The sequence below is a fragment of the Pontibacter silvestris genome (genome assembly GCF_020907275.1).
Taxonomy (GTDB): Bacteria; Bacteroidota; Bacteroidia; order Cytophagales; family Hymenobacteraceae; genus Pontibacter; species Pontibacter silvestris.
Genome location: NZ_JAJJWI010000011.1, coordinates 139,864 through 164,159 on the forward strand (window position 1 = coordinate 139,864; position 24,296 = coordinate 164,159).

20 protein-coding genes are annotated in these 24,296 nt (G+C 45.4%); 15 read left to right on the plus strand and 5 right to left on the minus strand.

Going from position 1 to position 24,296, the window contains the following annotated elements; translation table 11 throughout:
• The first annotated feature begins 213 nt into the window (after window positions 1–213).
• From mfd to LN995_RS12035, 5 genes are all read left to right on the plus strand, one after another.
• Window positions 214–3,585 carry a transcription-repair coupling factor gene (gene mfd / locus LN995_RS12015; RefSeq protein WP_229961314.1) on the plus strand — a complete coding sequence of 1,124 codons (3,372 nt, stop codon included), beginning with the start codon at window positions 214–216 and terminating at the stop codon, window positions 3,583–3,585.
• 301 nt (window positions 3,586–3,886) lie between these two features.
• Window positions 3,887–6,565 carry a PAS domain-containing sensor histidine kinase gene (locus LN995_RS12020; RefSeq protein WP_229961315.1) on the plus strand — a complete coding sequence of 893 codons (2,679 nt, stop codon included), beginning with the start codon at window positions 3,887–3,889 and terminating at the stop codon, window positions 6,563–6,565.
• Window positions 6,566–6,596: 31 nt separating this feature from the next.
• A complete protein-coding gene (locus LN995_RS12025) occupies window positions 6,597–7,004 on the plus strand; it encodes a response regulator (protein ID WP_229961316.1) in 408 nt (135 codons plus the stop codon).
• A 438-nt stretch (window positions 7,005–7,442) separates the two neighbouring features.
• Window positions 7,443–8,291 (plus strand): hypothetical protein, encoded by an 849-nt coding sequence (locus LN995_RS12030; protein ID WP_229961317.1) that lies wholly within the window; start codon window positions 7,443–7,445, stop codon window positions 8,289–8,291.
• A 209-nt stretch (window positions 8,292–8,500) separates the two neighbouring features.
• Window positions 8,501–8,965: a hypothetical protein gene (locus tag LN995_RS12035; protein ID WP_229961318.1), complete on the plus strand. Its 465-nt coding sequence runs from the start codon at window positions 8,501–8,503 to the stop codon at window positions 8,963–8,965.
• Window positions 8,966–9,008: 43 nt separating this feature from the next.
• Here the strand turns inward: LN995_RS12035 and LN995_RS12040 are convergent, their stop codons facing one another.
• Complete coding sequence (locus tag LN995_RS12040) at window positions 9,009–9,551, minus strand: hypothetical protein (protein ID WP_229961319.1); 543 nt, start codon at window positions 9,549–9,551, stop codon at window positions 9,009–9,011.
• A gap of 177 nt (window positions 9,552–9,728) precedes the next feature.
• On the opposite strand from LN995_RS12040, the gene LN995_RS12045 reads away from it, so the two are divergent.
• Genes LN995_RS12045 through LN995_RS12055 form a run of 3 tightly spaced genes read left to right on the plus strand, consistent with a single transcriptional unit; the run spans window position 9,729 to window position 12,337 of the window.
• Complete coding sequence (locus LN995_RS12045) at window positions 9,729–10,310, plus strand: uracil-DNA glycosylase family protein (RefSeq protein ID WP_229961320.1); 582 nt, start codon at window positions 9,729–9,731, stop codon at window positions 10,308–10,310.
• Window positions 10,311–10,370: 60 nt separating this feature from the next.
• The gene (locus LN995_RS12050) at window positions 10,371–11,519 is read left to right on the plus strand and encodes a methionine aminotransferase (RefSeq protein ID WP_229961321.1); all 1,149 of its coding nucleotides are present in this window, start codon (window positions 10,371–10,373) and stop codon (window positions 11,517–11,519) included.
• A 41-nt stretch (window positions 11,520–11,560) separates the two neighbouring features.
• Window positions 11,561–12,337, plus strand: coding sequence for an amidohydrolase (locus tag LN995_RS12055; RefSeq protein ID WP_229961322.1), 777 nt, complete (start codon window positions 11,561–11,563; stop codon window positions 12,335–12,337).
• Here LN995_RS12055 and LN995_RS12060 read toward each other — a convergent pair.
• Together LN995_RS12060 and LN995_RS12065 are read right to left on the minus strand one after the other, a co-directional pair.
• Window positions 12,324–12,722 carry a hypothetical protein gene (locus tag LN995_RS12060; protein WP_229961323.1) on the minus strand — a complete coding sequence of 133 codons (399 nt, stop codon included), beginning with the start codon at window positions 12,720–12,722 and terminating at the stop codon, window positions 12,324–12,326. The genes LN995_RS12055 and LN995_RS12060 overlap by 14 nt on opposite strands.
• A complete protein-coding gene (locus LN995_RS12065) occupies window positions 12,722–14,983 on the minus strand; it encodes an FG-GAP-like repeat-containing protein (protein ID WP_229961324.1) in 2,262 nt (753 codons plus the stop codon). The genes LN995_RS12060 and LN995_RS12065 overlap by 1 nt, the downstream gene beginning before the upstream one ends.
• A 138-nt stretch (window positions 14,984–15,121) precedes the next feature.
• On the opposite strand from LN995_RS12065, the gene LN995_RS12070 reads away from it, so the two are divergent.
• The 3 genes from LN995_RS12070 to LN995_RS12080 all read left to right on the plus strand — a co-directional run bounded on the left by LN995_RS12070 (window position 15,122) and on the right by LN995_RS12080 (window position 17,292).
• Window positions 15,122–16,408 carry a UDP-N-acetylmuramoyl-tripeptide--D-alanyl-D-alanine ligase gene (locus LN995_RS12070; protein ID WP_229961325.1) on the plus strand — a complete coding sequence of 429 codons (1,287 nt, stop codon included), beginning with the start codon at window positions 15,122–15,124 and terminating at the stop codon, window positions 16,406–16,408.
• Window positions 16,409–16,595: 187 nt separating this feature from the next.
• A complete protein-coding gene (locus LN995_RS12075; RefSeq protein ID WP_229961326.1) occupies window positions 16,596–16,736 on the plus strand; it encodes a hypothetical protein in 141 nt (46 codons plus the stop codon).
• 70 nt (window positions 16,737–16,806) lie between these two features.
• Window positions 16,807–17,292, plus strand: a complete 486-nt coding sequence (locus LN995_RS12080; RefSeq protein WP_229961327.1) for a hypothetical protein — start codon at window positions 16,807–16,809, stop codon at window positions 17,290–17,292.
• Window positions 17,293–17,385: 93 nt separating this feature from the next.
• On the opposite strand, the gene rfbC is transcribed toward LN995_RS12080, so the two are convergent.
• Window positions 17,386–17,928: a dTDP-4-dehydrorhamnose 3,5-epimerase gene (rfbC, locus tag LN995_RS12085; RefSeq protein ID WP_229961328.1), complete on the minus strand. Its 543-nt coding sequence runs from the start codon at window positions 17,926–17,928 to the stop codon at window positions 17,386–17,388.
• 87 nt (window positions 17,929–18,015) lie between these two features.
• Window positions 18,016–19,134: a glycosyltransferase family 4 protein gene (locus LN995_RS12090; protein ID WP_229961329.1), complete on the minus strand. Its 1,119-nt coding sequence runs from the start codon at window positions 19,132–19,134 to the stop codon at window positions 18,016–18,018.
• Window positions 19,135–19,282: 148 nt separating this feature from the next.
• On the opposite strand from LN995_RS12090, the gene LN995_RS12095 reads away from it, so the two are divergent.
• The 4 genes from LN995_RS12095 (at window position 19,283) to ppk1 (ending at window position 24,213) form a co-directional block, all read left to right on the plus strand.
• Window positions 19,283–20,026, plus strand: coding sequence for a c-type cytochrome (locus LN995_RS12095; RefSeq protein WP_229961330.1), 744 nt, complete (start codon window positions 19,283–19,285; stop codon window positions 20,024–20,026).
• A 3-nt stretch (window positions 20,027–20,029) separates the two neighbouring features.
• Window positions 20,030–21,217, plus strand: coding sequence for a GTPase HflX (hflX, locus tag LN995_RS12100; protein ID WP_229961331.1), 1,188 nt, complete (start codon window positions 20,030–20,032; stop codon window positions 21,215–21,217).
• Window positions 21,218–21,528: 311 nt separating this feature from the next.
• Entirely contained in the window at window positions 21,529–22,023 is a 495-nt protein-coding gene (locus tag LN995_RS12105; RefSeq protein ID WP_229961332.1) for a SixA phosphatase family protein, read from the plus strand.
• A gap of 84 nt (window positions 22,024–22,107) precedes the next feature.
• Window positions 22,108–24,213 (plus strand): polyphosphate kinase 1, encoded by a 2,106-nt coding sequence (gene ppk1 / locus LN995_RS12110; protein WP_229961333.1) that lies wholly within the window; start codon window positions 22,108–22,110, stop codon window positions 24,211–24,213.
• The last annotated feature ends 83 nt before the right edge of the window (window positions 24,214–24,296 follow it).

The following is a 24,296-nucleotide window of genomic DNA, read 5'->3' on the forward strand; positions in this document are numbered from 1 at the left end:
AAAAAATTAAGACGGAATAATTACTTCCGCAACCTTCTCCCTCTCCTTCCTGTTCTGATAAAACATTAACTTATAGTATCTTTGTAGAGAAGGACTATAAAAGACGAAATCCGTAGTTCAAGCGCTTTAGGCAATAGCTAACGTTGTAGTTATCGCCTAAAGCTGTTTTGCGTGTTTTGTCCTGACACTGGTGTTTATAAAACCGAACATACTTTGAAAGTTACAGATTTCTTAGAGCTGTACCGCCTCGACAGCGTGGTGCAAACCATAGCCGAACGGCTGAAGGCAAACAAGGCATACCGCCTGCAACTCAAGGGCCTCGCTGGCAGCTTAGATGCTGTGCTGGCCTCGGCAGTTTATACCATAAACCCACAGCACCAACTCTTTGTGCTGCACGACAGAGAGGAGGCGGCTTATTTTTTTACTGATCTGAAAAACCTGCTGGGCGATACAAAGGAGATCTTGCTTTTCCCGACCTCCTACAAACGCCCTTATAGTTTCGACGATACCGAAAACGCCAACATACTTATGCGGGCCGAGGTGCTCAACCGCCTCAACCAGAAAACAGGCAAGGGCGAACTGATCGTAACCTACCCTGAGGCGCTGACGGAGAAGGTAATCAACAAAAAATCGTTGGTCGAAAATACGCTAGGAGCTAAGGTGGGCGAAAAGCTGGATACGGCTTTCCTGAGTGAGATGCTGACCGAGTACGGCTTTGAGCGCACCGAGTTTGTGTACGAGGCGGGCCAGTATGCCGTACGAGGTGGCATTGTAGACGTTTACTCTTACGCCAACGACCTGCCGTACCGCATCGAGCTTTTCGGCGACGAAATTGAAAGTATACGTACCTTCGACCCCGACACACAGCTGAGCGTGGAGACGAAGAAGGCGATCTCGATTATACCGAACGTACAGACAAAGCTACTGCAGGAAACTCGTGAGGCTTTTCTGGACTTCCTGCCCGAAAACACCAACATCTGGTTCAAAGATGTACGCCTGACGCTGGATGTGATTGAGGAGTACTTCGATAAGGCTTCGCATGCATTTGAAAATATGCTGGCAGGCAGCGGCGGCACACAGATCGTGTCGGACCCGGAGCAGTTGTTCCAGACGCAGAAGCAGTTTAAGGAGCTACTCAAAAACTTTACCGTTATCGAGATTGGCAAGCGCTTCCATTTCCGCGATACCGAGGTACTGCAGTTTCAGGCCAAACCACAGCCCTCTTTTAACAAAGACTTTAAACGGCTGGTAAAAGACCTGCACGAGCAGCAAGGGGCAGGCTTCGTAAACGTTATCGCCACAGATTCACCGCGCCAGATCAACCGCCTTACCATGATCTTCGATGAATTAGACCACGACGTGCGCTTCCAGCACCTCCCTGTCTCCCTGCGTGAGGGCTTCATCGACCAGACGCTGAAAGTTACCTGCTATACCGATCACCAACTGTTCGACAGGTTCTACCAGCACAAGGCCAGGGAGGGGCATTCCAAAACCAAGGCCATGACACTGAAAGAGCTGCGCTCGCTGCAGCCCGGCGACTATGTAACACATGTGGACTACGGCATTGGCCGCTTTGCAGGGCTGGAGAAAGTTGAGGTTGGCGGACGCATGCAGGAGGCGATTCGCTTGGTGTATCGTGATGATGATTTACTGTATGTGAGCATTCATGCCTTGCACAAAATATGCAAGTATAGCGGTAAAGAAGGCGGCCCGCCAAGCATGAGCAAACTGGGCTCTCCTGAGTGGGAAAACAAGAAGAAGAAGGTAAAGAGTAAGGTAAAAGACATTGCAGCCGAACTCATCAACCTGTATGCAAAGCGTAAAGCCGCCCCAGGTTTTGCCTTCAGCCGCGATGGTTTCTTGCAGGCCGAGCTGGAATCGTCGTTTATTTACGAGGATACCCCAGACCAGGGCAAGGCCACCGAAGACGTGAAAGCCGACATGGAGCAGCCGCACCCGATGGACCGTCTGGTGTGTGGCGACGTAGGTTTCGGTAAAACCGAAGTAGCCATACGTGCTGCTTTTAAAGCGGCCTGCGATGGCAAGCAGGTGGCGGTGCTCGTGCCAACAACAATACTGGCTATGCAACATTACCGCACCTTCCGCGATAGGCTGGAGCAGTTCCCTGTTACCGTAGACTATATCAACCGCTTTAAAACCACCAAGGACACCAAAGACACCTTGAAGCGTGTAGCCGAAGGTAAAGTAGACATACTTATCGGGACGCACCGCATCGTGAGCAAAGATGTGAAGTTTAAAGACCTCGGCCTGATGATAATTGACGAAGAACAGAAGTTCGGGGTAAAGACAAAGGAGAAGTTGAAAGAGATGAAGGTGAATGTAGATACCCTCACCCTGACCGCCACCCCTATTCCGCGCACGCTGCACTTTTCGCTGATGGGTGCCCGCGACCTGAGCGTAATTGCCACGCCACCGCCCAACCGCCAGCCTGTAAAAACGGAGCTGCACGTTTTTGATGAAGCTTTAATTCGGGATGCCATCGTGTACGAGATGAAGCGCGGCGGGCAAGTGTTCTTTGTGCACAACCGTGTGAAGGATATTGAGGAAATAGCCTCCTTGATTCTGCGCCTCGTGCCTGATGCCAAGATTACTTATGCCCACGGGCAGATGGAGCCTGAGAAGCTGGAGAAGCGCATGATGAAGTTCGTGAACGGCGAATACGATGTGCTGGTATCCACCAACATTATCGAGTCTGGCCTGGATATCGAGAACGCTAACACCATCATCATCAACCGTGCACACATGTTCGGCCTGTCAGACCTGCACCAGATGCGTGGCCGCGTGGGCCGTTCTAACAAAAAGGCTTTCTGCTACATGCTAACGCCACCTGTGTCTGGCTTGCCTTCCGATTCCCGTAAACGCTTGAGTACCTTGGAAGAATTCTCCGATCTGGGCGAAGGCTTTAAAATAGCTATGCGCGATTTAGATATACGCGGAGCGGGGAACCTGCTGGGCGGTGAGCAAAGCGGCTTTATCACCGACCTTGGCTTTGAGATGTACCACCAGGTTTTAGATGATGCCATTAAAGAACTGAAAGAAACGGAATTCAAAGATCTGTTTCTGAAAGATAACCTGGAGCAGTTTATAGAGCCTGTGCTGGAGTGCAACATCGAAACAGACATGGAGGTGCTCATACCAGACTGGTACGTGAGCAACATTTCGGAGCGACTGAACCTCTACAGCAAACTCGACAGCACAAAGGATTTACAGGAGTTGGAGAAGCTCCGGGAAAGTATTGTAGACCGCTTTGGCCCAATGCCTGAGGAGGTGCAGAAGCTGGTGGACATCGTAAAGCTGCGCTGGCAGGCACAGCAACTTGGCTTCGAAAAACTAACCATCAAAAAAGAGGTCATGAAAGGTTATTTACCATCTGAGAACAATGATGCTTATTTCCAGTCAGAAACGTTTGGCAACATATTAAAATATGTACAGCAGCACCCGCGCCGGTCTCGTTTGAAAGACTCTAAGAATAAACTGATCGTAATTGTAGAAGACATCCAGAGTATAAGTAGTGCAAAAGAAGTGTTTGAAGGATTTGGCATACGAGAGGCAGCATCAGCCTAAACTTTTATAAGAATCAATACCATAAAGCCCGGGCTACACGTTTGTAGTCCGGGCTTTTGCACTTAATTGCATTTACTTTAAGTAAAGCTGGTAACAGATTCTTTCAAAACAAGTATAGGGAACGGAAGTATCAGCCATAGTAAAGAATAAACTTCTGACACTAGCTCTGCTTTCTTCTGGTGTTCCAGTACGTTTGAAGCGTATTATATTTAGTACCCTCACCACATGCAGCATCTTAACTAATTTGTGTTACATTTATGGCCCAATCTGTATTGGGCTAACCTGAGCCACTTCTAACCTTATGGAAGATGTACCTGTTTCTCTTACTGAGATAGATTTCAAAAATCTCTTCAAAGCTTTACCAGGCCTTTACCTGGTGCTGTCTCCTGAACTCTTTATTATTGAAGCCAGCAATAGTTACCAAAAAGCGACACACGCTACTGATAAAGACATAAAAGGGAAATACCTTTTTGATGTGTTTCCTGAAAACCCCAATTTAAAAGGCCTGAAATCAAGTGAAATTTTAGAGGCATCTATTCTGCAGGTTATAGAATCCAAAAAACCTCATGTCCTTCCTGTGCTACGCTACGATGTTGAAAACGCTACTGGTGAATATGAGGAGCACTACTGGCACATGCACACAGTACCCATTCTGGATACAGCAGGTAACCTTAAGCAGGTACTGCACGAAGTGCGAAACATTACAGGTAAGGTAAAAGCTGAAAAAGAAGCAGAAGCTGTACAACAGAACCTTAAGCTAATGTCTAAAGCAGCCGGAGGCATAGTGTGGGAATGTGATTTGATAGCGAACAAAATAAACTGGAGCGAATCTTATAAAGAAGTATTGGGCTACAGCGACAGCAGCCTGAAAGCTGAAGCCCAGGTGTGGGACGAGTTGGTTCACCCTGATGATTATCCGAAAGTTCGTGACAGTATTGAGGCCGTAATAGCTAATAAGCAAAAGTTCTGGACCGGAGAGTATCGTTACCGTAATGCTAATGGCACTTATACAGACATAGTAGATCATGGCTACGTTATTTACGACCACTTGGGCAAGCCTGAGCGCCTGCTGGGTTCTATGGTAGATGTTAGCCGTCAAAAAACACACGAGCAGGAACTGCAAAAAAGCCAGGAGCGCTTTATGCGCATTGCCATGGCCACCAATGATGTTATCTGGGACTGGGACCTGGAGGACGATTCCATCTGGTGGAATGAAGGATTTAAGACGCTCTTCGGTTACACAGAAAAGGATATAGAGCCAACTAGTATATCCTGGACAAACCGCGTACATCCTGATGATTTACCCCATGTTAACGAAACCATTTATGATGTTATTAACAGTGGAAATACAAATTGGGAACATGAGTACCGCTTTCGTTGCGCCGATGGCAGTTATAAGCTGGTAATAGACAGAGGCTATGTGATACACAGTAGCAATGGCAAGGCTATACGTATGGTGGGTGCTATGGTAGACATAACGGAGAAAAAGCAGTTTGAACAGCAATTACAGGAAACCACAAACTGGTCTGTAAAAATTATGGAGTCTCTTCCGCTCATGGTCTGGACTGCTGCTTCTGACGGAGCTATTAACTATATTAACCAACGCTGGACGGAATACACAGGGTCTACCTTACAGGAAATGAAAGACTGGAGGTGGGAAAACTTTACCCACCCGGAAGACTTTAAAAGATCAAGCACACTATGGTCTCAATGTCTTAAAACAGGAGAGCCTTACGTTAACCAGAGCCGTTGGAAGTCTGGTAAAGACGGTACCTATCGTTGGTTCCTGGCTCGTGCCGTGCCCATTCGTAACAGCCTCGGTGAAGTTACTTTGTGGGTAGGTTCCCATACCGATATAGAAGACCAGAAACAACTGCAGATAGAGCTCCAGAGAGCTACGCATCGGTTTCAGTTTCTGGCCGAGTCCATCCCCCAGATGGTGTGGACAACACTCTCCGATGGTTTTCACGATTACTTTAATCAGCACTGGGTAAATTATACCGGCCTGACACTTGAAGAAAGCCTAGGAATGAAGTGGATTGAACTGTTGCACCCTGATGACCGCCAACATTCCTGGAACCGCTGGCAATACTCCCTTCGCACCGGAGATTTCTACGAAGTTGAATACCGGCTCAGAAATGGTAGTAACGGGCCGTACCGATGGTTTTTAGGGCGGGCCATGGCTATGCGTGATGAGAAAGGTAACATTGTAAAATGGTTTGGCACCTGCACTGATATAGAAGACCATAAGAGAGCAGAAGAGGAACTCGTAGCTAAGAACCTGGAACTGGAGCGCATTAACCAGGACCTCGATAGCTTTGTATACACAGCTTCCCATGACCTTAAACTGCCGATTATAAACATGGCAGGTATTTTTGAGGCCCTCAACGACACGGCTACCTATAATGACCCGGATGCACCTCGTATGATCGAGATGTTCAACAAGTCGCTCCAGCAAATTCATAACACCATACACGACCTGGCGGAAGTAGTAAAGATACAGAAGTCTCAGGACAGTGAGGTAGAGACTGTTGACCTGACTGGTATCAGCAACGATGTAATAGTTAGCCTACAAGATTTTCTGGCTGACTCCGGAGCACAGGTCATAACTGACTTTTCTGCAGCACCTACTGTACCTTTTACACGTGCCAATATGAAGAGCATCTTGTACAACCTCATCAGTAATGCTTTAAAATACCGCGCTCATGACAGAACGCCACAGGTATCTCTGAGCACTGAACAAAAAGGCAATTATATTGAGCTGAAAGTTCAGGACAATGGGCTTGGCATTGACATGAACAAGCACCAAAGTAAACTGTTTCAGATGTTTAAGCGATTCCATAACCACGTGCCAGGTTCCGGGTTAGGCTTATATATTGTAAACAGGCTTCTTACAAACCAGGGCGGCTACATTAATATTGAAAGTAAGCTTGACGAGGGCACTACTTTTTACTTATATTTCAGGCTGAAAAAAACATAACCGGATTAGGTTTATTAACAGACACGAGCACATGAAGTCGGTAAATACGATTCTTTTGATTGATGATGATGATACTACCAATTACCTTAACCACCGCTTGCTAACCCGCCTGCAGGCCTCCCCTGACATACGTGTAGTAACAAACGGAGATGAGGCACTGGACTATCTGGAGAAAGCCTTTGCGGGTGTGGCAGATTATCCTCAGCCCGATCTGATTTTTGTGGACATTAAAATGTCAGTAATGGATGGCTTTGAGTTTCTGGAAGAATACCAGAAGTTTAACAATATCCACAAAAGTAAAACAGTCATGCTGATGCTTACATCATCTGCCAGTTTCTATGATCTGGAGAAACTTAAAGGCTTTCCGGATGTGCGCAAACATTATTCTAAACCTTTGGCTGAAGCAGATGTACGCGAGATTATGAATGAGTACTTTTGATGCCTGTAACTAATATTTTTTCAGGCTGCTAAATTAAGACAAAACGAAGTTGATATATAAGCAACAACAGTTAGTGGTGTTGTTAATTAATTTATTCTCCAAAAGAAGCTTTGTACCTAACGCTGCTGTTTGTGTTCTTTTACTTACAACAGCATAAGTAAGCAGCTTTAACTTATTCTTTCATGGCGGCTTTACCCGATTTGGTAAAGCTTGAAGAGTCGATTATCATTATTCTTTTACATTCTTCAGCTACTTCCAGGCATCTCTTCCTGAAAATAATCTACCAAGTTATCTTGCCTTAACTGGCTGCAGCCTCCTACAACCACAATTCTTCTGCTTAGGCTAATTTGAATTCTAACAATACGCCTCCTGTTCCCGTAAATTAAAGTGTACCGCATCAGGCGGTCTGATTTTGAATCTATTAAAGGAATTACAGCTATGGCAAATAAACCAATGAATCTTAACGGCAGCGAAGGTGAAAACCATAAAATAGGCCGTGACTTATATAAAAAAGACAAACAGTTTGACCAGGATAACAAGCAGCAACGTGGTGGCTATCGTGGCGATGAAACAAGGGACTGGGGAGAGAACACATTCTTCCACACCGGCCCTAACAGGCAAGGTGCTCAGGACTATGACCACAACGACTACGGGTATCGTAGAAATAATAACGAGGATTACCCCAGAGGAGGTGCCAGCCACAGTTCTTATAACCAAGGGCAAAATGCACACCTCAATGACCATTATGGCAGCCGCTCTGACAGTAACTACCGCAACGAGCGTTCTTTCATAAATCACGGAGACGGTTATAGTAATAACAGAAACCAAGGGCATAACTTTAATGGAAACGCTGGAGGCTCTCAGCCAGGCAACTTTAACGAACCACCTAGAGACAGAGAATCCTCATGGAGAGACACTCCGGGAGGAAGAAGCCGGTACAAAGAAACTGATTACCGTTATGGCAGTGGCTCTCACAACTGGTACCGTGAAAACCGCTATTCACCAGATGATGACAGAGACAGAAATAACCATGACGACAGAGGCTTTTTTGATCGTGTAAAAGATGGCTGGAATGACATTATGCATTCAGATGATCCGGGATACACAGATCATAGCCGCAACCAACCATCTAACCGCTTGGATCGTGAGCGTAATAGCTCAGAACCTTACCGTGACCGAAACTTTAACCGTGGTTATGAAGGCGGGCCGCGTTGGGCAGACGAAACAGACTCTGGCCACGACAACTATTACGATGGAATAGACAGAAGCCAACGTATGAGACGTTAATCACGTATAGAAAACCAGATTAGGTAGATTTGGTAGTAGATTAGTTTTAGTTAATGAAAGAAAAGCCAGCCTTTAAATTTTATTAGGCTGGCTTTTCTTTTTTTATTAATTTAACAGAATAACAGGTTCTAACTTACAAGTTAATGAACCGTACACAAAAGTGTAAACTTACGAGAAGTATATTTGTACCATCAATAAAGACATACACCATGCGCTACGAAGATAATGAACCTATAAACCCTCGCGATCGTGAGCAATATCTGCGCAGAAGGGAGCAACATGGCTTCGACAGAAACAGAGAAGATAACTTCCATGACTTTAGCAGCCGCTGGGGGCACCCGGAAACACCGTTTGAGCCACGTCCCAGAGACTGGCATCCTCAGGATGACCGTCGTTTTAGAAGCAAGTCTGAACAGTATAAAGATGATTGGCGCCCTTTTGAGCGGAAGATAAATCAGCAGGAACAGCAGTATTCTAGTAACAGCCCCGAAGACATTAACGAGCACTACGAACCTCGTTGGCGTCAGCGGGATGTATATTTCGACAGAGACAATCAACATGCAAACGATCGCTGGCAGCGTCAGCATTTCTCGCCGCCACCGCATTATCGTCACAGAATTCTCAGACAGAATCCACCACCAGAGGATTTCAGAGATGATGAGCGTAATCGTTAAAAGAATTATAAAACAAGAGCCGGGTAACTTCCGGCTTTTGTTTTTAAAAGCTTTTTCTTATACCTACTCCAAAAGAGACCAGCTCCGGTATGCCAGGCACTAGCGTAGCAGAAAACTCCAGCCGCTCTTTCAGTTTATAATTATACTCCAGCTCACCACCATACCAGTAGAACTTGTACTGCCACCTGCCACTTCGGTTAAAGTAGCCATCATCTTCATAACCTTCAATCTCATTCCAATCACGCCGGTATACTAATGTAGGGCCTATACCACCATTCAGCGAATGGCGCCCTTTCCGGAAGATAAGCCCCCGCCAACCAATATGGGAAAAGCCTGCCAGCACCGAGGCACAATCAGTATAAAGTCCCTGTTCTACACGAATACTAATCACATCGCGCACTACAAAGCGTTCGTACCCTACTATACCACCTAAATTCAGCACCAAATAACCTTTGTTATCCAACCGGTGCGGAAAAATTTCCGGGTAAGGGCTCTCTTTCAGGTGCAGCGAAAGACCAAAAAACTTGACAGTAAAAGCATTTTTATAGAGTATTTGTTCCTGCGCCTGCGCTTCCTGTAAAGACATTGTACAATATAATAAAATCCAAAAAGCTGTACTTTTGGCAACGCCATACATGAGGTAAGAATTTGAAGTGGTTACTAGAAACTTTCATTTACACGATACAATTTCTCAAGAACTATACTGTAATTAACAGTAGCTGGTTTATACTTTGTACCTTTGCGGCTAGCTATGCTGCAAAGTATGGAAACACTAGAAACATTATTACAACAAATAAGAGCCTGCCGCATCTGCGAAGAACACCTCCCACTAGGGCCAAACCCTGTGCTTCGTGCCACCACATCAGCCAGACTTCTGATAGTAGGACAGGCACCCGGCACTAAAGTACATGCCAGTGGCAAACCCTGGGACGACCAAAGCGGAAAGCGGCTTCGCCAGTGGATGGGCATAGCACCTGATGTCTTTTATGACGAGCATAAAGTAGCTATTGTTCCGATGGGGTTCTGCTATCCAGGCAAAGGCAAAAGCGGTGACTTGCCGCCCCGCCCTGAATGTAAGCAGCACTGGCACCAGCAGTTACTCACGCTGCTTCCTAATATTCAGCTTACCTTACTTGTCGGAAAGTATGCCCAGGATGCTTTTTTAGGCAGTAGTGCTAAAGCAAATTTAACACAGACAGTTACGGCATGGCAGGAATACCTGCCTCATTGCATGCCTCTGCCCCACCCTTCGCCACGCAATCAGTTCTGGTTGAAGTACCACCCGTGGTTTGAAACAGACGCCGTGCCAGTACTACAAGGTATGGTAAGCAGCTTATTTTTATAAACCCAAACACTACTTTTTCGTTGCTAGGTATTACCTTCATATATTCTCTTTTTTCACCTGATGATAAGTTACCCGTCCAGTAAGCTGCCCGATATAGGCACCAGCATTTTCACGACCATGTCAGCTTTAGCAAACGAGCTACAGGCTATTAACCTGTCTCAGGGCTTTCCTGACTTTAACTGCCCGGAGCCGCTTATACAGTTAGTTAATAAGTATATGCTTGCCGGCCATAACCAATATGCACCAACAGCCGGTGTGCCTCAGCTACGGGATAAGATCAGCATTAAAACAGAGAAGATATATGGTTACAGGCCCGACCCTAACACAGAGGTAACTGTAACAACAGGTGCAACCGAGGCGCTCTTTGCCGCCGTTACGGCCATTGTAAAGCCCGGTGATGAAGTGGTTGTACTGGAGCCTTGCTATGATAGCTATGCCCCTGCTATCAGGTTAAGCGGCGGGGTGCCTATTTATGTACCTCTTGCTTTACCAGATTTTCATGTTGACTGGGATGCAGTACGCCGCAGAGTTTCTTCCCGCACCAAGGCTATCATCATAAACACACCTCATAACCCTACTGGTGCCGTTATGACTATGCAGGATCTGGAAGCATTGGCTAGCTTAACAGATGGCACCGACATAGTGGTGATTAGTGATGAAGTATATGAACACATGGTGTTTGACGGAAAGAAACACGTAAGTGCTTTACAGTTACACGCCTTGCGTGAGCGCAGCTTTGTTATTTCTTCTTTCGGCAAGACCTATCACACTACCGGCTGGAAACTAGGCTATGCCATAGCACCTGCTGCACTTACAAATGAACTCCGTAAGATGCACCAGTTCCTCACCTTCTGCTCTGTTACACCGCTGCAACTGGCAGTTGCTGAGTTTATGGAAGAGGAACACCACTACCGTACACTACCAGACTTTTACCAGCAGAAGCGGGATTATTTCTGCCAGCTGTTGCAGCCTTCTCGTTTTGAGTTTACTCCTTCTTCAGGTACTTATTTTCAGTTAGTAAAGTATGAGGCAATCTCCCAGGAAAACGACGTAGAATTTGCCAAACGGTTGACAGCGGAAATAGGCGTTGCAGCCATACCTGTCTCCGTTTTTTACCATGACAAGGCAGATAATAAGTACCTGCGCCTGTGTTTTGCCAAAAGCAACAATACTTTGGAAGCAGCAGCTAAACGACTGGTAAAATTATAGAGAGAACTTTTTGTCCGCTCAGTTTAAGCGCAATTATCAACATGCAAAACCTTACACTTACCATAGTTCAGACAGCACTGCACTGGCACGATGCAAAAGCAAACCGTGAGATGTTTTCAGAGAAATTAACTGCCACTGCGCCAAGAACCGACCTGATCATACTGCCTGAGATGTTCACCACTGGCTTTAGCATGAATGCTGTTGAATTGGCAGAGGAACCAGAAGGCAGTACCTTACAGTGGATGCAACAGGAGGCAGCTAAACATAAGGCAGTAATTACAGGCAGCATTATTGTCCGGGAAAACAATAAGTATTTTAATCGTTTGCTGTGGGTGCGGCCAGATGGCAGCTTTGTTAAGTATGATAAGCGGCATCTTTTCAGAATGGCAAAAGAACACCATACGTACACAGCTGGCAATAAGCGATTGGTAGTAGAGTTAAACGGCTGGAAAGTCTGTCCGCTGGTATGCTACGATCTGCGCTTTCCGGTATGGAGCAGGAACACAGGCAATGATTATGATTTGTTAATTTATGTAGCCAACTGGCCTAAGCCCCGCAACCAAGCCTGGAGAACTTTATTACAAGGCCGCGCCATTGAAAACCTGGCTTATGTAGCTGGTGTAAACCGTGTAGGAACAGATGGCAACGGGTATCCTTATTCAGGCGATTCTGCCGTTATTCACCCTAAAGGTTATCATCTGTTAGAGGCTACGGAAGCAGAAGGCATCAACACCATCACGTTAGATAAGAAAGAACTAGAGGATTTCAGAGCAGCTTTTCCGGCACACCTGGATGCCGATGCTTTTAGTCTTTTCTAAGGAACTGTTCTGTCTCTTCCAATACCCTGTCCTCATCCTCCACTTGTTTAAACTGTAGCAAAGGGCGCGCCTGTAACATACGCTGCAGGCGCGAATGCCAGCCAAGCAGCAGTACTAATCGGCCTTTTTCAGGCCGTAGTAACTCCTCCAAGATAGGCGTAAGCTTTCCGAAGCCAATGTTCAGCCTGTCTCCTTTTATGCAAATGATGCTTTGCTCTGCTTCCTGCAAAAGCTTTTTGGCGTAATGCTGCATCAACTCGTCAGACTGTGTATCCAGATCCAGTATGGACAGCTCCGGGTACTGTTCCGTTACTTGCTCCAGTAACGGCTGCTGAAAAGTTACGCCAGCTGTTGATGATAAATCCACATATAAAAAAGCCCGCATTACCTGACAATAAATTTAACTGTAGTATGCTCACCTGCCTGAGAGGTAGCACGAAGCATGTAAAGTCCGGCAGCAAAATGATGCAGCGGAATATTATAGTTGCTAACATACTGTTCGCCTGTACTGTATATTTTCCTTCCTGTTACACCATACACGTCTAATCTTACAAGTGCATCGGCCTCTACACATATACTTTCCCGTATGTTTTTATCGGCCGGATTAGGAAATACTACAAGTCCAGGCTTTTGGTTTTCTTCGCCCGAATTTTCTACATAGCCTGCTACCTGCTCCAGTAAATATAAGCCTCCTCCCCTGGCTCCTACCACAGCATAAAGTTTATTTTGCCCGCCTAAAGGAGCAACGGCTATACTTAGGCCCCGACCAAAGCGGGTAGTCTGCAACTGGTTTGTTAGCGTATTCTCCAGTACATCTTCTCCCTCTGCAGTAAAGTTATCATCAAGGTTTTTAGAGAAATCACGATAAATGCGCAGTTTACCGCTGTCATCTACTGTAAGCAAGTCTGGTTGATTGTCACCGTCAACATCTACTACCACCGGATAAATGTTTTGAAGGTCATAGCTTGAGTTGATTCCTCCAACGTTATTTTTTACAAGCTCATATTTTGGTTGTGTTGCACTACCTGCATTCCGGTAGAACTGGAGGGTTCCGTTTGCTTTACCCAACACCATATCCAAATCTCCATCCTGATCGGCATCAAAAAAGGCTGGCGTATCCCCATCCGTTACTTTCAATAAAGTTTGAGCTGCCGAAAAATCGAACGCTGCCGGCTGGTTTGCGGCAACCTGATTAGGAATATAGTAAATTTGGTTTGTGCCGGCACTCTGCCCTCTGTAGGTTAGCACCAGGTCAAGCGCACCATCAGCATTTATATCGGCAAAGGCAGGTTTCAGGCTGCGCAACTGCCTCTGAGACAGGTTTAAGTAATCGTCTGTAACCAGTGTAAAGGCTGGTGCTGTAGCAGTGCCAGTGTTTTGGTAATAACTGATGGAAGCGCTGTAAAGTCCATCTCGAAAAGTAACTTCGTTACCTACAAGCATGTCTAACAGCCCATCGCCATTAAGGTCAGCAAAGGCCGGATAAGCGCTTTCTCCAACATCAATCATCTGGCTTTGCAGAAAATCGTCCTGCACAAACTGAAAATCAGGCTGATTTTCCATTCCCTTGTTTTCATATAACCAAACGGACTGTTCTAAGTTGATATTGAGCAAATCCTGTGTAACACTAGGGGCAACCAGCATATCCGGCACCCCATCAAATGTCACATCCTCGTAATACGCAGAAGGAAAATAATTGAAAGTTGCAGGCTTCTCAGCCGGGAAACCCTGCTCAAAGCCTGTCATCAACGCTGTGTTTCTGTCTCCATGGTTCTCCATTAGCACCAGGTTCTCACATTGCACGCCTCCCATGATCAAATCTTTGTCTCCGTCTGCATTCAGGTCCAGCAGCAGTATGGAAGAACCGTCATGCCCGCTATGCAAAGGTGCGGCTACACGTCCGTTACCCATATCAGAGCAGGTAGTACCAAACCTGAAGTTATTACAGCCTTCACACTCTGTTATGCCGCCCCACCAGTTGCTTGCTTTTACAAAAGTAAGGGAGCCGCATTCCAGTCCATCCTCTGCCTGCACATTGCGGTAATACTCCAGGTTATAGCCTGCCGAAAACTCAGCAATCAGCACATCCAGATCCCCGTCCCCGTCCATGTCTACTATAGAGGGAACATCAGCGGCGTTCATCTGTAGGTTTACTTCATTCGTGTTATAGGTTAAGAAGCTCTTGCTCTCGGTGAACTTTAACTGCCCCTGTGCTGCTGCCTCCTGTTTAAACACTCTTATCCCTAGCGGGCTACTTGTAAAAATGTCTTTCAGTCCGTCGCAGTTGTAATCGCGCAGCAGTACCCATGCATCCAGGTCTGCCGGAAAAAACACTTCATACTCCGGAACATACTTATAGCTCCAGGTTCCACTCTCCTGCACTGCCAGCCATGTATATACTTTGCGCAACATTCTATCAAACGCAAACAAGTCCTGCTGTCCATCTTTATTTAGGTCGATGGTAGAGAACTGCGGTGTATTCAACCCGCCACTCCAGGGAGATGCCAGTTCGCCGTCCGACGCCATAACAGGCACATCGGTGCGGAGACGGAACTGCAGTCGTTCCTGCGCCACACATACACGCACGGCTAAAAGTATAGTAATCAGGGTAAGTAGTTTCTTCATAATGCTATCGGGTAAGCTCATATTTTATTTATCAGCAGTACCTGCGTGCTTTGTCGCTTTTCCGGAATAGAGTGTATATTGCCGCCTGAGAGATAATGTTAGCTTATAACGGCATCTACTTATAAAACAGCATCCGGACAAGATAAAATTAAGCATTTCATGCAGAACAATATTGAATTTCTGTATCAAAAGTACCTGGAGTGCCTTCATGTAAGCACAGACTCCCGTGCCACGCAAGACCAGAGCATGTTCTTTGCCCTGAATGGGCCGAACTTTAAGGGAGCTAAGTTTGCTGTACAGGCACTTGAAAAAGGAGCAAAGTACGCTGTAGTAGACGATCCTGCTATGGCATCAGATAACTGCTTTGTAGTAGAGGATACCCTACAGGCTTTACAGGAGCTGGCAAGACATCACCGGCGGCAATTGAGCATCCCAGTGATAGGCATTACGGGCAGCAACGGCAAAACCACTACCAAGGAGCTTATTTATTCGGTGCTAAGCCAGAAACACAACACACTATACACGCAAGGCAACCTAAACAACCATATTGGTGTGCCGCTTACGCTGCTTCGTATTACACAGCAGCACGAAATGGCGATTATTGAAATGGGAGCCAACCATATAGGCGAGATTGCTTTGCTCTGCAGCATTGCACTGCCTACTCATGGCATGATCACTAACATTGGCAAAGCGCATTTAGAGGGTTTTGGAAGTTTAGAAGGTGTTGCACGTGGAAAAAGCGAACTTTACGTACACCTGCATAACACTGGCGGCACTGTTTTCATAAACACAAACAATGAACACCTGGTACGCATGAGCCGCCTCATTGAAAACAAAGTTACCTACCATGCCCCATCTGATTTTTACCACAGCACCTTGCTGGAAGCCTCGCCTTATGTCGTGTATCAGGATGAAGAAGAGCATGTAGTGCATACGCAACTGGTAGGCAGCTATAACTACGAAAATATGGCTGCAGCGGCCTGTATAGGCAAGTTCTTTAATGTACCGTTGGAACTAGCTAATAAAGCCATTGCCAGCTATAGTCCGGTTAACAACCGTTCACAGGTGCTGCAGAAAGGCAGTAACACCATTATTCTGGATGCTTATAATGCCAATCCTACTTCTATGGCTGCCGCTATCCGCAATTTTGGCAGCATGAAAGCAAGCCCTAAAGTAATTATATTGGGTGATATGTTTGAAATGGGAGCAGAAAGTGAAACTGAGCACCGCCTACTGGGCCAGACAATAACTGAACAAAGTTTTGATGAGGTGTTGCTTTGCGGTAAGGAGATGAGTTTTGCCGCTGAGGCCAATGATTCTTTCAGGTACTTTGAGACTAAGCCTGAGTTGCAAAAATGGTTGCAGGAACACCCAGTATTAGAGAGTTATATATTGGTAAAAGGTTCAAGAGGTATGGGGCTGGAGACACTGGTAGAGGTGCTGTAGATTTATTCGGGTATGGGGCTAAACTTCGCTAGGTTAATGTTTCTATATATTAGCCTGGCGAAGTACCAAAATCCTGCACTTAATTGAAAGAAATACCCCTTCAGTAATTATTAGATGAGACCTTGTTTCAGGCAAGGCTCTTGCATAAGGACATCACTATATATTTTATTTCAACTTAAAAATTTTTATGAAAACAAAAGTTACTTTATTTGTTCTACTGTTGTGCCTTTGCCAACTTGCTAAGGCACAAACTACAGACACCGCCTCCTATAAGCACCACTTTGGCATTATTGCCAGCCCAACTTTAGACAAAATTTTTAAAGAATAATAGCGAGCTTCCTATAGGGCTACTATATAAACACCAAACAAAAGCTAATACTGCCTTCAGAGCTTCTCTGATGGGTACCTTTACCAGTTCGAGCTCCTCCTCTCCAACATCAAACGCAGATCTTTATTTCGAAAATGAAAATAGCACTTATAGTGTTCAGCTTACCGGAGGATATGAGTGGCAGGTTCCTTTCAGCAACCGATGGAAGTTATATTATGGTGCAGAAGCCGGGCCATTTTATGAAAGGGCAGCATCGAAGGTTAGAACCCAACAACCCGTTAACAGTTATCAAGAGCAATGGTACTATACTAACACAACAAAAAACACAAATTACCAATACGGAATAATGCTACGTCCGTCAGCTGGTGTAGCTTTCCAAATAAACAAAAAGATCTACGTAGCCACAGAAACAGCAATTATTGCAAGTTTCCACCGTGGAAAAAATAGAACAACCCATTCATACTATAGTGGTTATGAGGAGCGAGGCTATAAATTTACCGGAGGTAATATAAGCTATAAGCCGCTTTCAAATATTTCACTTCTGCTACAGTTCTAGTTTAACCGAAAAACGACCACTACCCACCAAAGTGTAAAAGCAAACCTTATACTTTGGTGGGTAGTGGTCGTTTTTCGTTTGAAGAGACTCTCCCTAAAACGGAGAATCAAAATCTTTTAGCTGTGGCAGAATAGCATCCTTCGGAGACACCAAAGGTTCGTCTATTCCCCAGTCTATTCCAAGATCAGGGTCGCTCCACAGAATACCTCCTTCAGAATCCTTATGGTAATAGTTAGTACATTTATAGAGGAAGGTAGTGTTATCTTCCAAAGCCACAAAGCCATGGGCAAATCCTTCCGGAATGTAAAACATGTTAAGCTTTTCTGCATCTAACAAACAGGTGGCGTGCTGCCCGTACGTAGGTGATTCTTTTCTTAAATCTACTGCCACATCCAAAGCTCTGCCTGACGATACTCTTACTAGCTTTCCCTGCGCATATGGCTGCTTCTGAAAATGCAACCCTCGTAACACACCTTTTGAGGAAACAGACTGATTATCCTGCACAAAGTTAGGCTGAATGCCAAGCGACTCAAACCATTTCAGGCTGAATGTCTCCAGGAAAAAGCCTCTGTCATCTTTAAAAATGCGTGGTATAAATTCTACCAATCCCTCAATGTGGAAAAGTTTCTGTTCCATTAAATATGTCTTTTATTGTTGATTAAGCCAGCGGCTCCTTACATAGGAAAGCTGGTTATAATTTAAGATCAAGAGTTAAACTTGATTTTATGTATGTTTTTTTCTTGCTACCTCCTTTATGGCTTGCAAGTACCTGTCTATCACAAAACGATCATCAAACCTAGTGACGGCAATTTTACGGCTGGCATTACCCATCTTCTCTAACTCCTCTTCGCTCAACTGTAGTATCTGCTGCATCTTGTCTGCTAGGTCAGCACCGCTGCGCGCACGACATAACAGGCCGTTGACTCCATGCTGCACCACCTCCCGGCAACCAGGCACATTTGTGGCAATAAGAGGTTTAGCCATAGCAGCCGCTTCCAAAAGTGTCCGTGGTGTTCCCTCCCGGTAAGATGGCAGCACTACACAATCCGCCTCTGCAATAAAGTCCGCCACATCATCTGTGTAACCTGCATACTCTACCACACCAGTAGCCAGCCACTCCTCCAATTGCTGCCTTTTAATGCCACTACGGCTCAGCTCATCTACAGCTCCCAGCAACTGACACTTTACCTTCGGGTACTTTTGTTTTACCAACTGGCTTGCCTCCACAAACTCTACTACTCCTTTATCATACAGCACACGTGCCACCATCAGGAAAGTAAAGCACTTCACTTTACGGAAACCACCCGCAGGCTGAAACTGCTGCAGGTTAATACCAGAGCCGGGAAGCACTTCGGTTATGCCTGCTCTCACTAAATTATTCCGCAAAAACAGTCTTCTGTCATCCTGGTTCTGAAAAAATACTTTTGCCGGATACTGAAAGGCTAAACGATATAGCTTGATTGCTATACTTGAAATATAATCTTTTGTTATAAAAACTGTACCGAGGCCAGAGACATTATTGATAGCAGGGATGCCAGCCATATGTGCAGCCACCGACCCATAGATATTCGGCTTAATGGTATAATGCAACACCACATCTGGCTTCACCTGCCTGTAAGCCTGGTAAAGGCGCCAGGTCAGCAGTATATCTTTGAAAGGGTTCGTGCCCTTTTCCATCATGACAGGCACAAAACGCGCCCCAGCTTCAATCAGCTTATCAGCATAAGCATCATGCGGTGCAACTGCCACTACTTCATGCCCTTCTGTCAGCAAGGCCTTGATAAGGCTCATCCGGAAATTATATATGTTCCACGAAGTATTTATTACGATGGCAATGCGCATACAGACTCAGTCACAGGTAACCCTTACATGATACAGCTACTAAGGGTTTAGAGCAGCGAAGTTAGCATTTTACCAAACCATCAGAAAAAATAAAGTAAATTGCAGCAAATCAGCCGAACCACCTGATCTCTGATAAAAAGATATAAGCATGCCCATTACAGCATTTTTACACGCGCATGTGCTGATAGTTATTTCATTCCTGATGTTGTTTATCACAAAGGCGATACTGTTGCTACTTAATAAGTGGACCGCATTAACCAAAATCAGAAGCAAGACCAACATACCGGATATAGTTTTCGGTACACTTATTGTGATTACAGGTAGTTATCTGGTGTTTCAGTACAACGGTAGCCTGCCAACCTGGCTTATAGTTAAATTTGTGCTGGTGCTGGCAGCTGTTCCGTTTGGCATAGTAGGTATTAAGCGCAACGACAAGATACTAACAGTGCTTGCTTTGCTGACATTCCTGTATGTATATGGCATTACTGAAACCCAAAGCCTTGCTCTAACAAAGCCAGGCTCAGAGGCTAATGCAACCTCCACTCCAGATAAAATAGGTTCACCAGCAACTGAAGCTACTGATGCGGCCGAAACAGGCAAACCTATACCAAATTATTATCAAGCAACAGAAGAAGAAATACTTTCGTCTGTAAGTGAAAAAACACTTGCCAATGCTAAAGCTATTTACGTACAAGCATGCGCTAATTGCCACGGCGAAAACGGCACCAAAGGCTTAGGAGGCGCAGCTGACCTTTCTATTAGCCAGTTAAGCCTTAACAGCCGCAAGAACGTAATACAAAAAGGCTGTGGCTTAATGCCAGCCTTTGGCAGCAAGCTTCGCGAGCAGGAAATAGAAGCGCTGGCTGCTTATACATTGACTCTTAAAAAATAATTAATGGGTAAAAAACAGTTTTATGAAACCGCCAAACCGCAGGAAACTGCCATTTTGGTGTCTGTACCTAACTACCGCCAATCTGATGAGCAAACCCAAGAGTACCTCGATGAGCTTGCCTTTTTAACGGAAACGGCCGGAGCAAAAACTATAAAACGCTTTGTGCAGAAGCTAGAGAAACCGGATATTCGTACCTATGTCGGTAGCGGTAAACTAAATGATATAAAAGCTTTTATAGTGGAGCACGATGTGGACAATGTCATTTTTGATGATGACCTTAGCCCTTCTCAAGTGCGAAACCTGGAGCGTGAGCTTCAGGTTAAAATTGTAGACCGAAGCTTACTGATATTAGATATCTTCGCACTTCGGGCTAAGTCAGCCCAAGCCCGGACGCAGGTGGAAATGGCTCAGTACCAGTACCTGCTTCCCCGCCTGACCAACCTATGGACGCACTTGTCCAAGCAAAAGGGTGGTATTGGTATGAAAGGCCCGGGTGAAACAGAAATTGAAACGGACCGTCGTATTGTGCGCGATAAGATATCTTTACTGCGTGAGCGCCTTAACAAGTTCGAAAAGCAGAGCTTTGAGCAGCGCAAGTCTCGCTCCGGCATGGTGCGTGTAGCCTTAGTAGGTTATACCAACGTGGGTAAGTCTACGCTCATGAACCTGCTTTCTAAATCAGAAGTGTTTGCCGAGAATAAATTGTTTGCTACCGTAGATGCCACCGTACGTAAAGTAGTGCTGGAAAATATTCCGTTCCTACTTTCAGACACTGTTGGGTTCATCCGTAAGTTGCCAACTAAGCTTATTGAGTCCTTCAAATCAACATTGGATGAAATACGTGAATCAGATTTACTCGTGCATGTCGTAGATATTTCTCATCCTTCTTTTGAAGACCATATAGCCATTGTAAACAATACGCTTAAAGATATTGAGTCGGCAGAAAAGCCTGTCCTGCTGGTCTTCAATAAAATTGACCAGTACTTAGAAAAGCGGGAACAGGAGTTAGCCAGCGAAGGCGAGGAAGTACGTCCATCTTTAGATGATCTGAAAACCACTTATATGGCGAAGGAACATGCTCCTTCACTGTTTATCTCGGCCACCAATAAAATTAATATTGAGGAGCTACGGGAAGAACTGCTGCGGCGTGTATCTGAAATTCATTTTGAGCGATATCCTAACAATGTCTAAACCAGAAAATAAGAAACGTACAAAAAAAGGAGCCAGACATGTCTGGCTCCTTTTTTTGTGGCATAACCTGTGGCTCCCTAACAAATAGAAAAAAGTAAGGGCTGTACTTAATGCAACTCTTTACAAGAGCTGAACCATCTGTTACTTTTGTTCTTTTTTACCTGCCAAAGCTTAAGCAGACTAATCTGCCTCAACACCCGTATGAAAGTAGATCAGTAGTAAGCATTTGCCACAACCATTTGCCATTAGTTTCAGTAATTAGCAAAGCCGCAGCTTTATTGTTGTGGCTTCTGTTTTTTTACCTGAATTATATGAAAACGCTATATATCCTGCGGCATGCCAAATCGAGCTGGAAGTTTGAAGGCCTAAGTGACCAAGACAGGCCTCTGAACAAGCGGGGCCGGAGCGATGCGCCACTTATGGGGCTAGAGCTGGCATCCCGCGGTGTTAAACCCGATCTAATTGTTTCCAGCCCTGCTGTAAGAGCCTTAACAACAGCCACACTGATAGGAAAGGAAATGGACTATGACCCGGATGACATTATAGTAGATGAACGTATTTACGGTGCCGACAAAAATGACTTACTGGAGGTGGTACAGAAAACACCAGCCGAAGCAAATTCGCTTATTTTGGTAGGTCATAATGAATCTCTTTCTGAGTTCGCTAACATGCTTTCTCCTGAGCCTGTTGCCAGCCTGCCAACAGCCGGCATTGTTGGGCTGCTGTTTGACTGCGAGAGCTGGTACGAAGTGAAGAGAGAAAACGCCGAACTGTTATTCTACGACTTTCCCAAAAACTATAAATAGCTTTGTGCTTAACTGGCAACGCCCTGCGCCACGTATATGTACCTGAGCACAGGGTACTATTTATCCTGTTAAGCTAAATAAGATATGAAACCAGTGACTGAGACTGAACATAAAAAAGCACAAGAACCATTTATCAACCGGGAACTGAGCTGGCTGGCCTTTAACTATAGAGTACTGCAGGAAGCCAAAGACAAGCGCGTGCCACTGCTGGAACGCGTTAAATTTATGGCTATTTTCTCTTCTAACCTCGACGAATACTTTAAAGTGCGCGTAGCCACGCTTAAGCGCCTGATTAAACTAAAGAAGAAAACGCGCCAAAAGCTTTCTGACGACCCTACTGATACTTTTGAGCAGGTAATACAGGAGGTGAAGCGCCAGCAGGAAGAATTTGGAAAGGTTTTCAGGGAAGGTATACTACCCGATCTACACCAGGCAAACATTCATCTGCTAACAGAGCATGACCTGAATGCTGAGCAAGGCAAGTGGGTGCAACAGTACTTTGAAGAAACGCTGCAGCCTCTATTGTTGCCTATCATTCTGGACGATACTGAGACCCATCTCTTTCTGCACGACCAGACAGTTTACTTAGCCATCTGCCTTTCGGAACCTACAGATGAAAACACCAAACCTGCCAAGGTGGCCATGCTTGAAATTCCGACAAAAAAGCTCGGTAGCCGTTTTGTAAAACTACCTACCGTAGATGGGCAGCGTTATGTCATGTTTATTGATGACGTGATCCGGTACTGCCTACCGCATTTGTTTCCGGCTTATAATAAGTTTGAGGCACATGCCGTAAAGGTTTCACGTGATGCAGAACTGGACATTGAAGAAGAGGTATCTGGTAACATGATGGCGAAGATAATGCGCAGTTTAAAGAAAAGGGAAAATGGCTATCCGGCCCGACTGCTTTATGACCCTGAGACACCACAAGCTTTACTTGGTGCTATTATGGCACATACAGGTGTAACAGAAGAGGAACTGGTAGAAGGTAGTAAATACCATAACTTCCGAGACTTCTTTGGCTTTCCTGATTTTAACATGCCGGACTTTAAGTACAAACCACAGCCAACACTCGTACACCCCTGGCTGGAGCAGGAGCCCAACATGCTGGAAGCTATAAAGAAACGCGATGCCCTGGTGCACTACCCTTACCAATCGTTCGACTACGTGTTGCGGTTGTTTAGAGAAGCTGCCGATGACCCGAAGGTTACTGCCATGAGTGCCACGCTATATCGTGTGGCAAACAATTCAGCCATTGCCAAAGCACTTGTAAAGGCTGCTAAACGCGGTAAACTGGTCACAGTAGTTGTCGAGTTGAAAGCTCGTTTTGATGAAGAGTCTAATATTTTCTGGGCGGGTAAACTACAGAAAGCTGGTGCTACTGTCATTTTTGATATTCCTGACCTAAAGGTGCATTCAAAGCTTGGACTGATTACCCGTAATGAAAACGGCAAGCTTATAAACTACGCCTACCTGAGCACCGGAAACTATAACGAGGACACAGCCACCACATATGCTGACCATGCCCTTTTTACCTCCGACACCCGCCTAACTAAGGATGTAGAGCAGGTATTTAACTTCTTTATCGACAGACAGACAAACAAAGAGTTTAAGCATTTGCTGGTAGCACCGTTCAACATGCGGGAGCGTTTCGTGGAACTTATTGACCGGGAAATAAAGAACGCAAAGAAAGGGTTACCTGCCAGCATGACCTTAAAAATGAATGCGTTGCAGGACGGCCGCATGATTAAGAAGCTGTACAAGGCGAGCCAGGCAGGTGTAAAAGTTCAGCTGCTGGTGCGCGGTATCTGCTGCCTAGTACCAGGTGTAGAAGGGCTTAGCGAAAATATTACGGTTCGCAGCATCGTTGACCGTTACCTGGAACACGCTCGTGTGTACATCTTTCATAATAATGGAAAAGAGGAATACTATATTGCCTCAGCCGACTGGATGACACGTAACCTGAACCGGCGCATTGAAGTAGGCTTTCCGCTGCTGCAACCTGAACTGGTAGAAGAAGTACAACATATTATAGATTTGCAGCTAACCGACGATACTAAAACCCGAAATATAGACAACAGTTATGTGCAGCCACCTGCTCCTACCAACATTCGTGCACAGTATGAGACTTATAATTATCTCCGTAGTTTGATACCCGAAGGAATAAATCCGGAGAGGAAACAGGAGTAGCCGCAATATAACATAAGTGGCTATAAGCCAATCACCTTGCCACACAGCCACTTTGGGAAGAATGGTAGCTGACTTTGTCAAAG

Bases quoted from the DNA above. Each gene is read 5' to 3' on its own strand.
- LN995_RS12020 (WP_229961315.1), top strand. From the start codon at position 3,887: ATGGAAGATGTACCTGTTTCTCTTACTGAGATAGATTTCAAAAATCTC.
- LN995_RS12025 (WP_229961316.1), top strand. From the start codon at position 6,597: ATGAAGTCGGTAAATACGATTCTTTTGATTGATGATGATGATACTACC.
- LN995_RS12030 (WP_229961317.1), top strand. From the start codon at position 7,443: ATGGCAAATAAACCAATGAATCTTAACGGCAGCGAAGGTGAAAACCAT.
- LN995_RS12035 (WP_229961318.1), top strand. From the start codon at position 8,501: ATGCGCTACGAAGATAATGAACCTATAAACCCTCGCGATCGTGAGCAA.
- LN995_RS12040 (WP_229961319.1), bottom strand. From the start codon at position 9,551: ATGTCTTTACAGGAAGCGCAGGCGCAGGAACAAATACTCTATAAAAAT.
- LN995_RS12045 (WP_229961320.1), top strand. From the start codon at position 9,729: ATGGAAACACTAGAAACATTATTACAACAAATAAGAGCCTGCCGCATC.
- LN995_RS12050 (WP_229961321.1), top strand. From the start codon at position 10,371: ATGATAAGTTACCCGTCCAGTAAGCTGCCCGATATAGGCACCAGCATT.
- LN995_RS12055 (WP_229961322.1), top strand. From the start codon at position 11,561: ATGCAAAACCTTACACTTACCATAGTTCAGACAGCACTGCACTGGCAC.
- LN995_RS12060 (WP_229961323.1), bottom strand. From the start codon at position 12,722: ATGCGGGCTTTTTTATATGTGGATTTATCATCAACAGCTGGCGTAACT.
- LN995_RS12065 (WP_229961324.1), bottom strand. From the start codon at position 14,983: ATGAGCTTACCCGATAGCATTATGAAGAAACTACTTACCCTGATTACT.
- LN995_RS12070 (WP_229961325.1), top strand. From the start codon at position 15,122: ATGCAGAACAATATTGAATTTCTGTATCAAAAGTACCTGGAGTGCCTT.
- LN995_RS12075 (WP_229961326.1), top strand. From the start codon at position 16,596: ATGAAAACAAAAGTTACTTTATTTGTTCTACTGTTGTGCCTTTGCCAA.
- LN995_RS12080 (WP_229961327.1), top strand. From the start codon at position 16,807: ATGGGTACCTTTACCAGTTCGAGCTCCTCCTCTCCAACATCAAACGCA.
- rfbC (WP_229961328.1), bottom strand. From the start codon at position 17,928: ATGGAACAGAAACTTTTCCACATTGAGGGATTGGTAGAATTTATACCA.
- LN995_RS12090 (WP_229961329.1), bottom strand. From the start codon at position 19,134: ATGCGCATTGCCATCGTAATAAATACTTCGTGGAACATATATAATTTC.
- LN995_RS12095 (WP_229961330.1), top strand. From the start codon at position 19,283: ATGCCCATTACAGCATTTTTACACGCGCATGTGCTGATAGTTATTTCA.
- hflX (WP_229961331.1), top strand. From the start codon at position 20,030: ATGGGTAAAAAACAGTTTTATGAAACCGCCAAACCGCAGGAAACTGCC.
- LN995_RS12105 (WP_229961332.1), top strand. From the start codon at position 21,529: ATGAAAACGCTATATATCCTGCGGCATGCCAAATCGAGCTGGAAGTTT.
- ppk1 (WP_229961333.1), top strand. From the start codon at position 22,108: ATGAAACCAGTGACTGAGACTGAACATAAAAAAGCACAAGAACCATTT.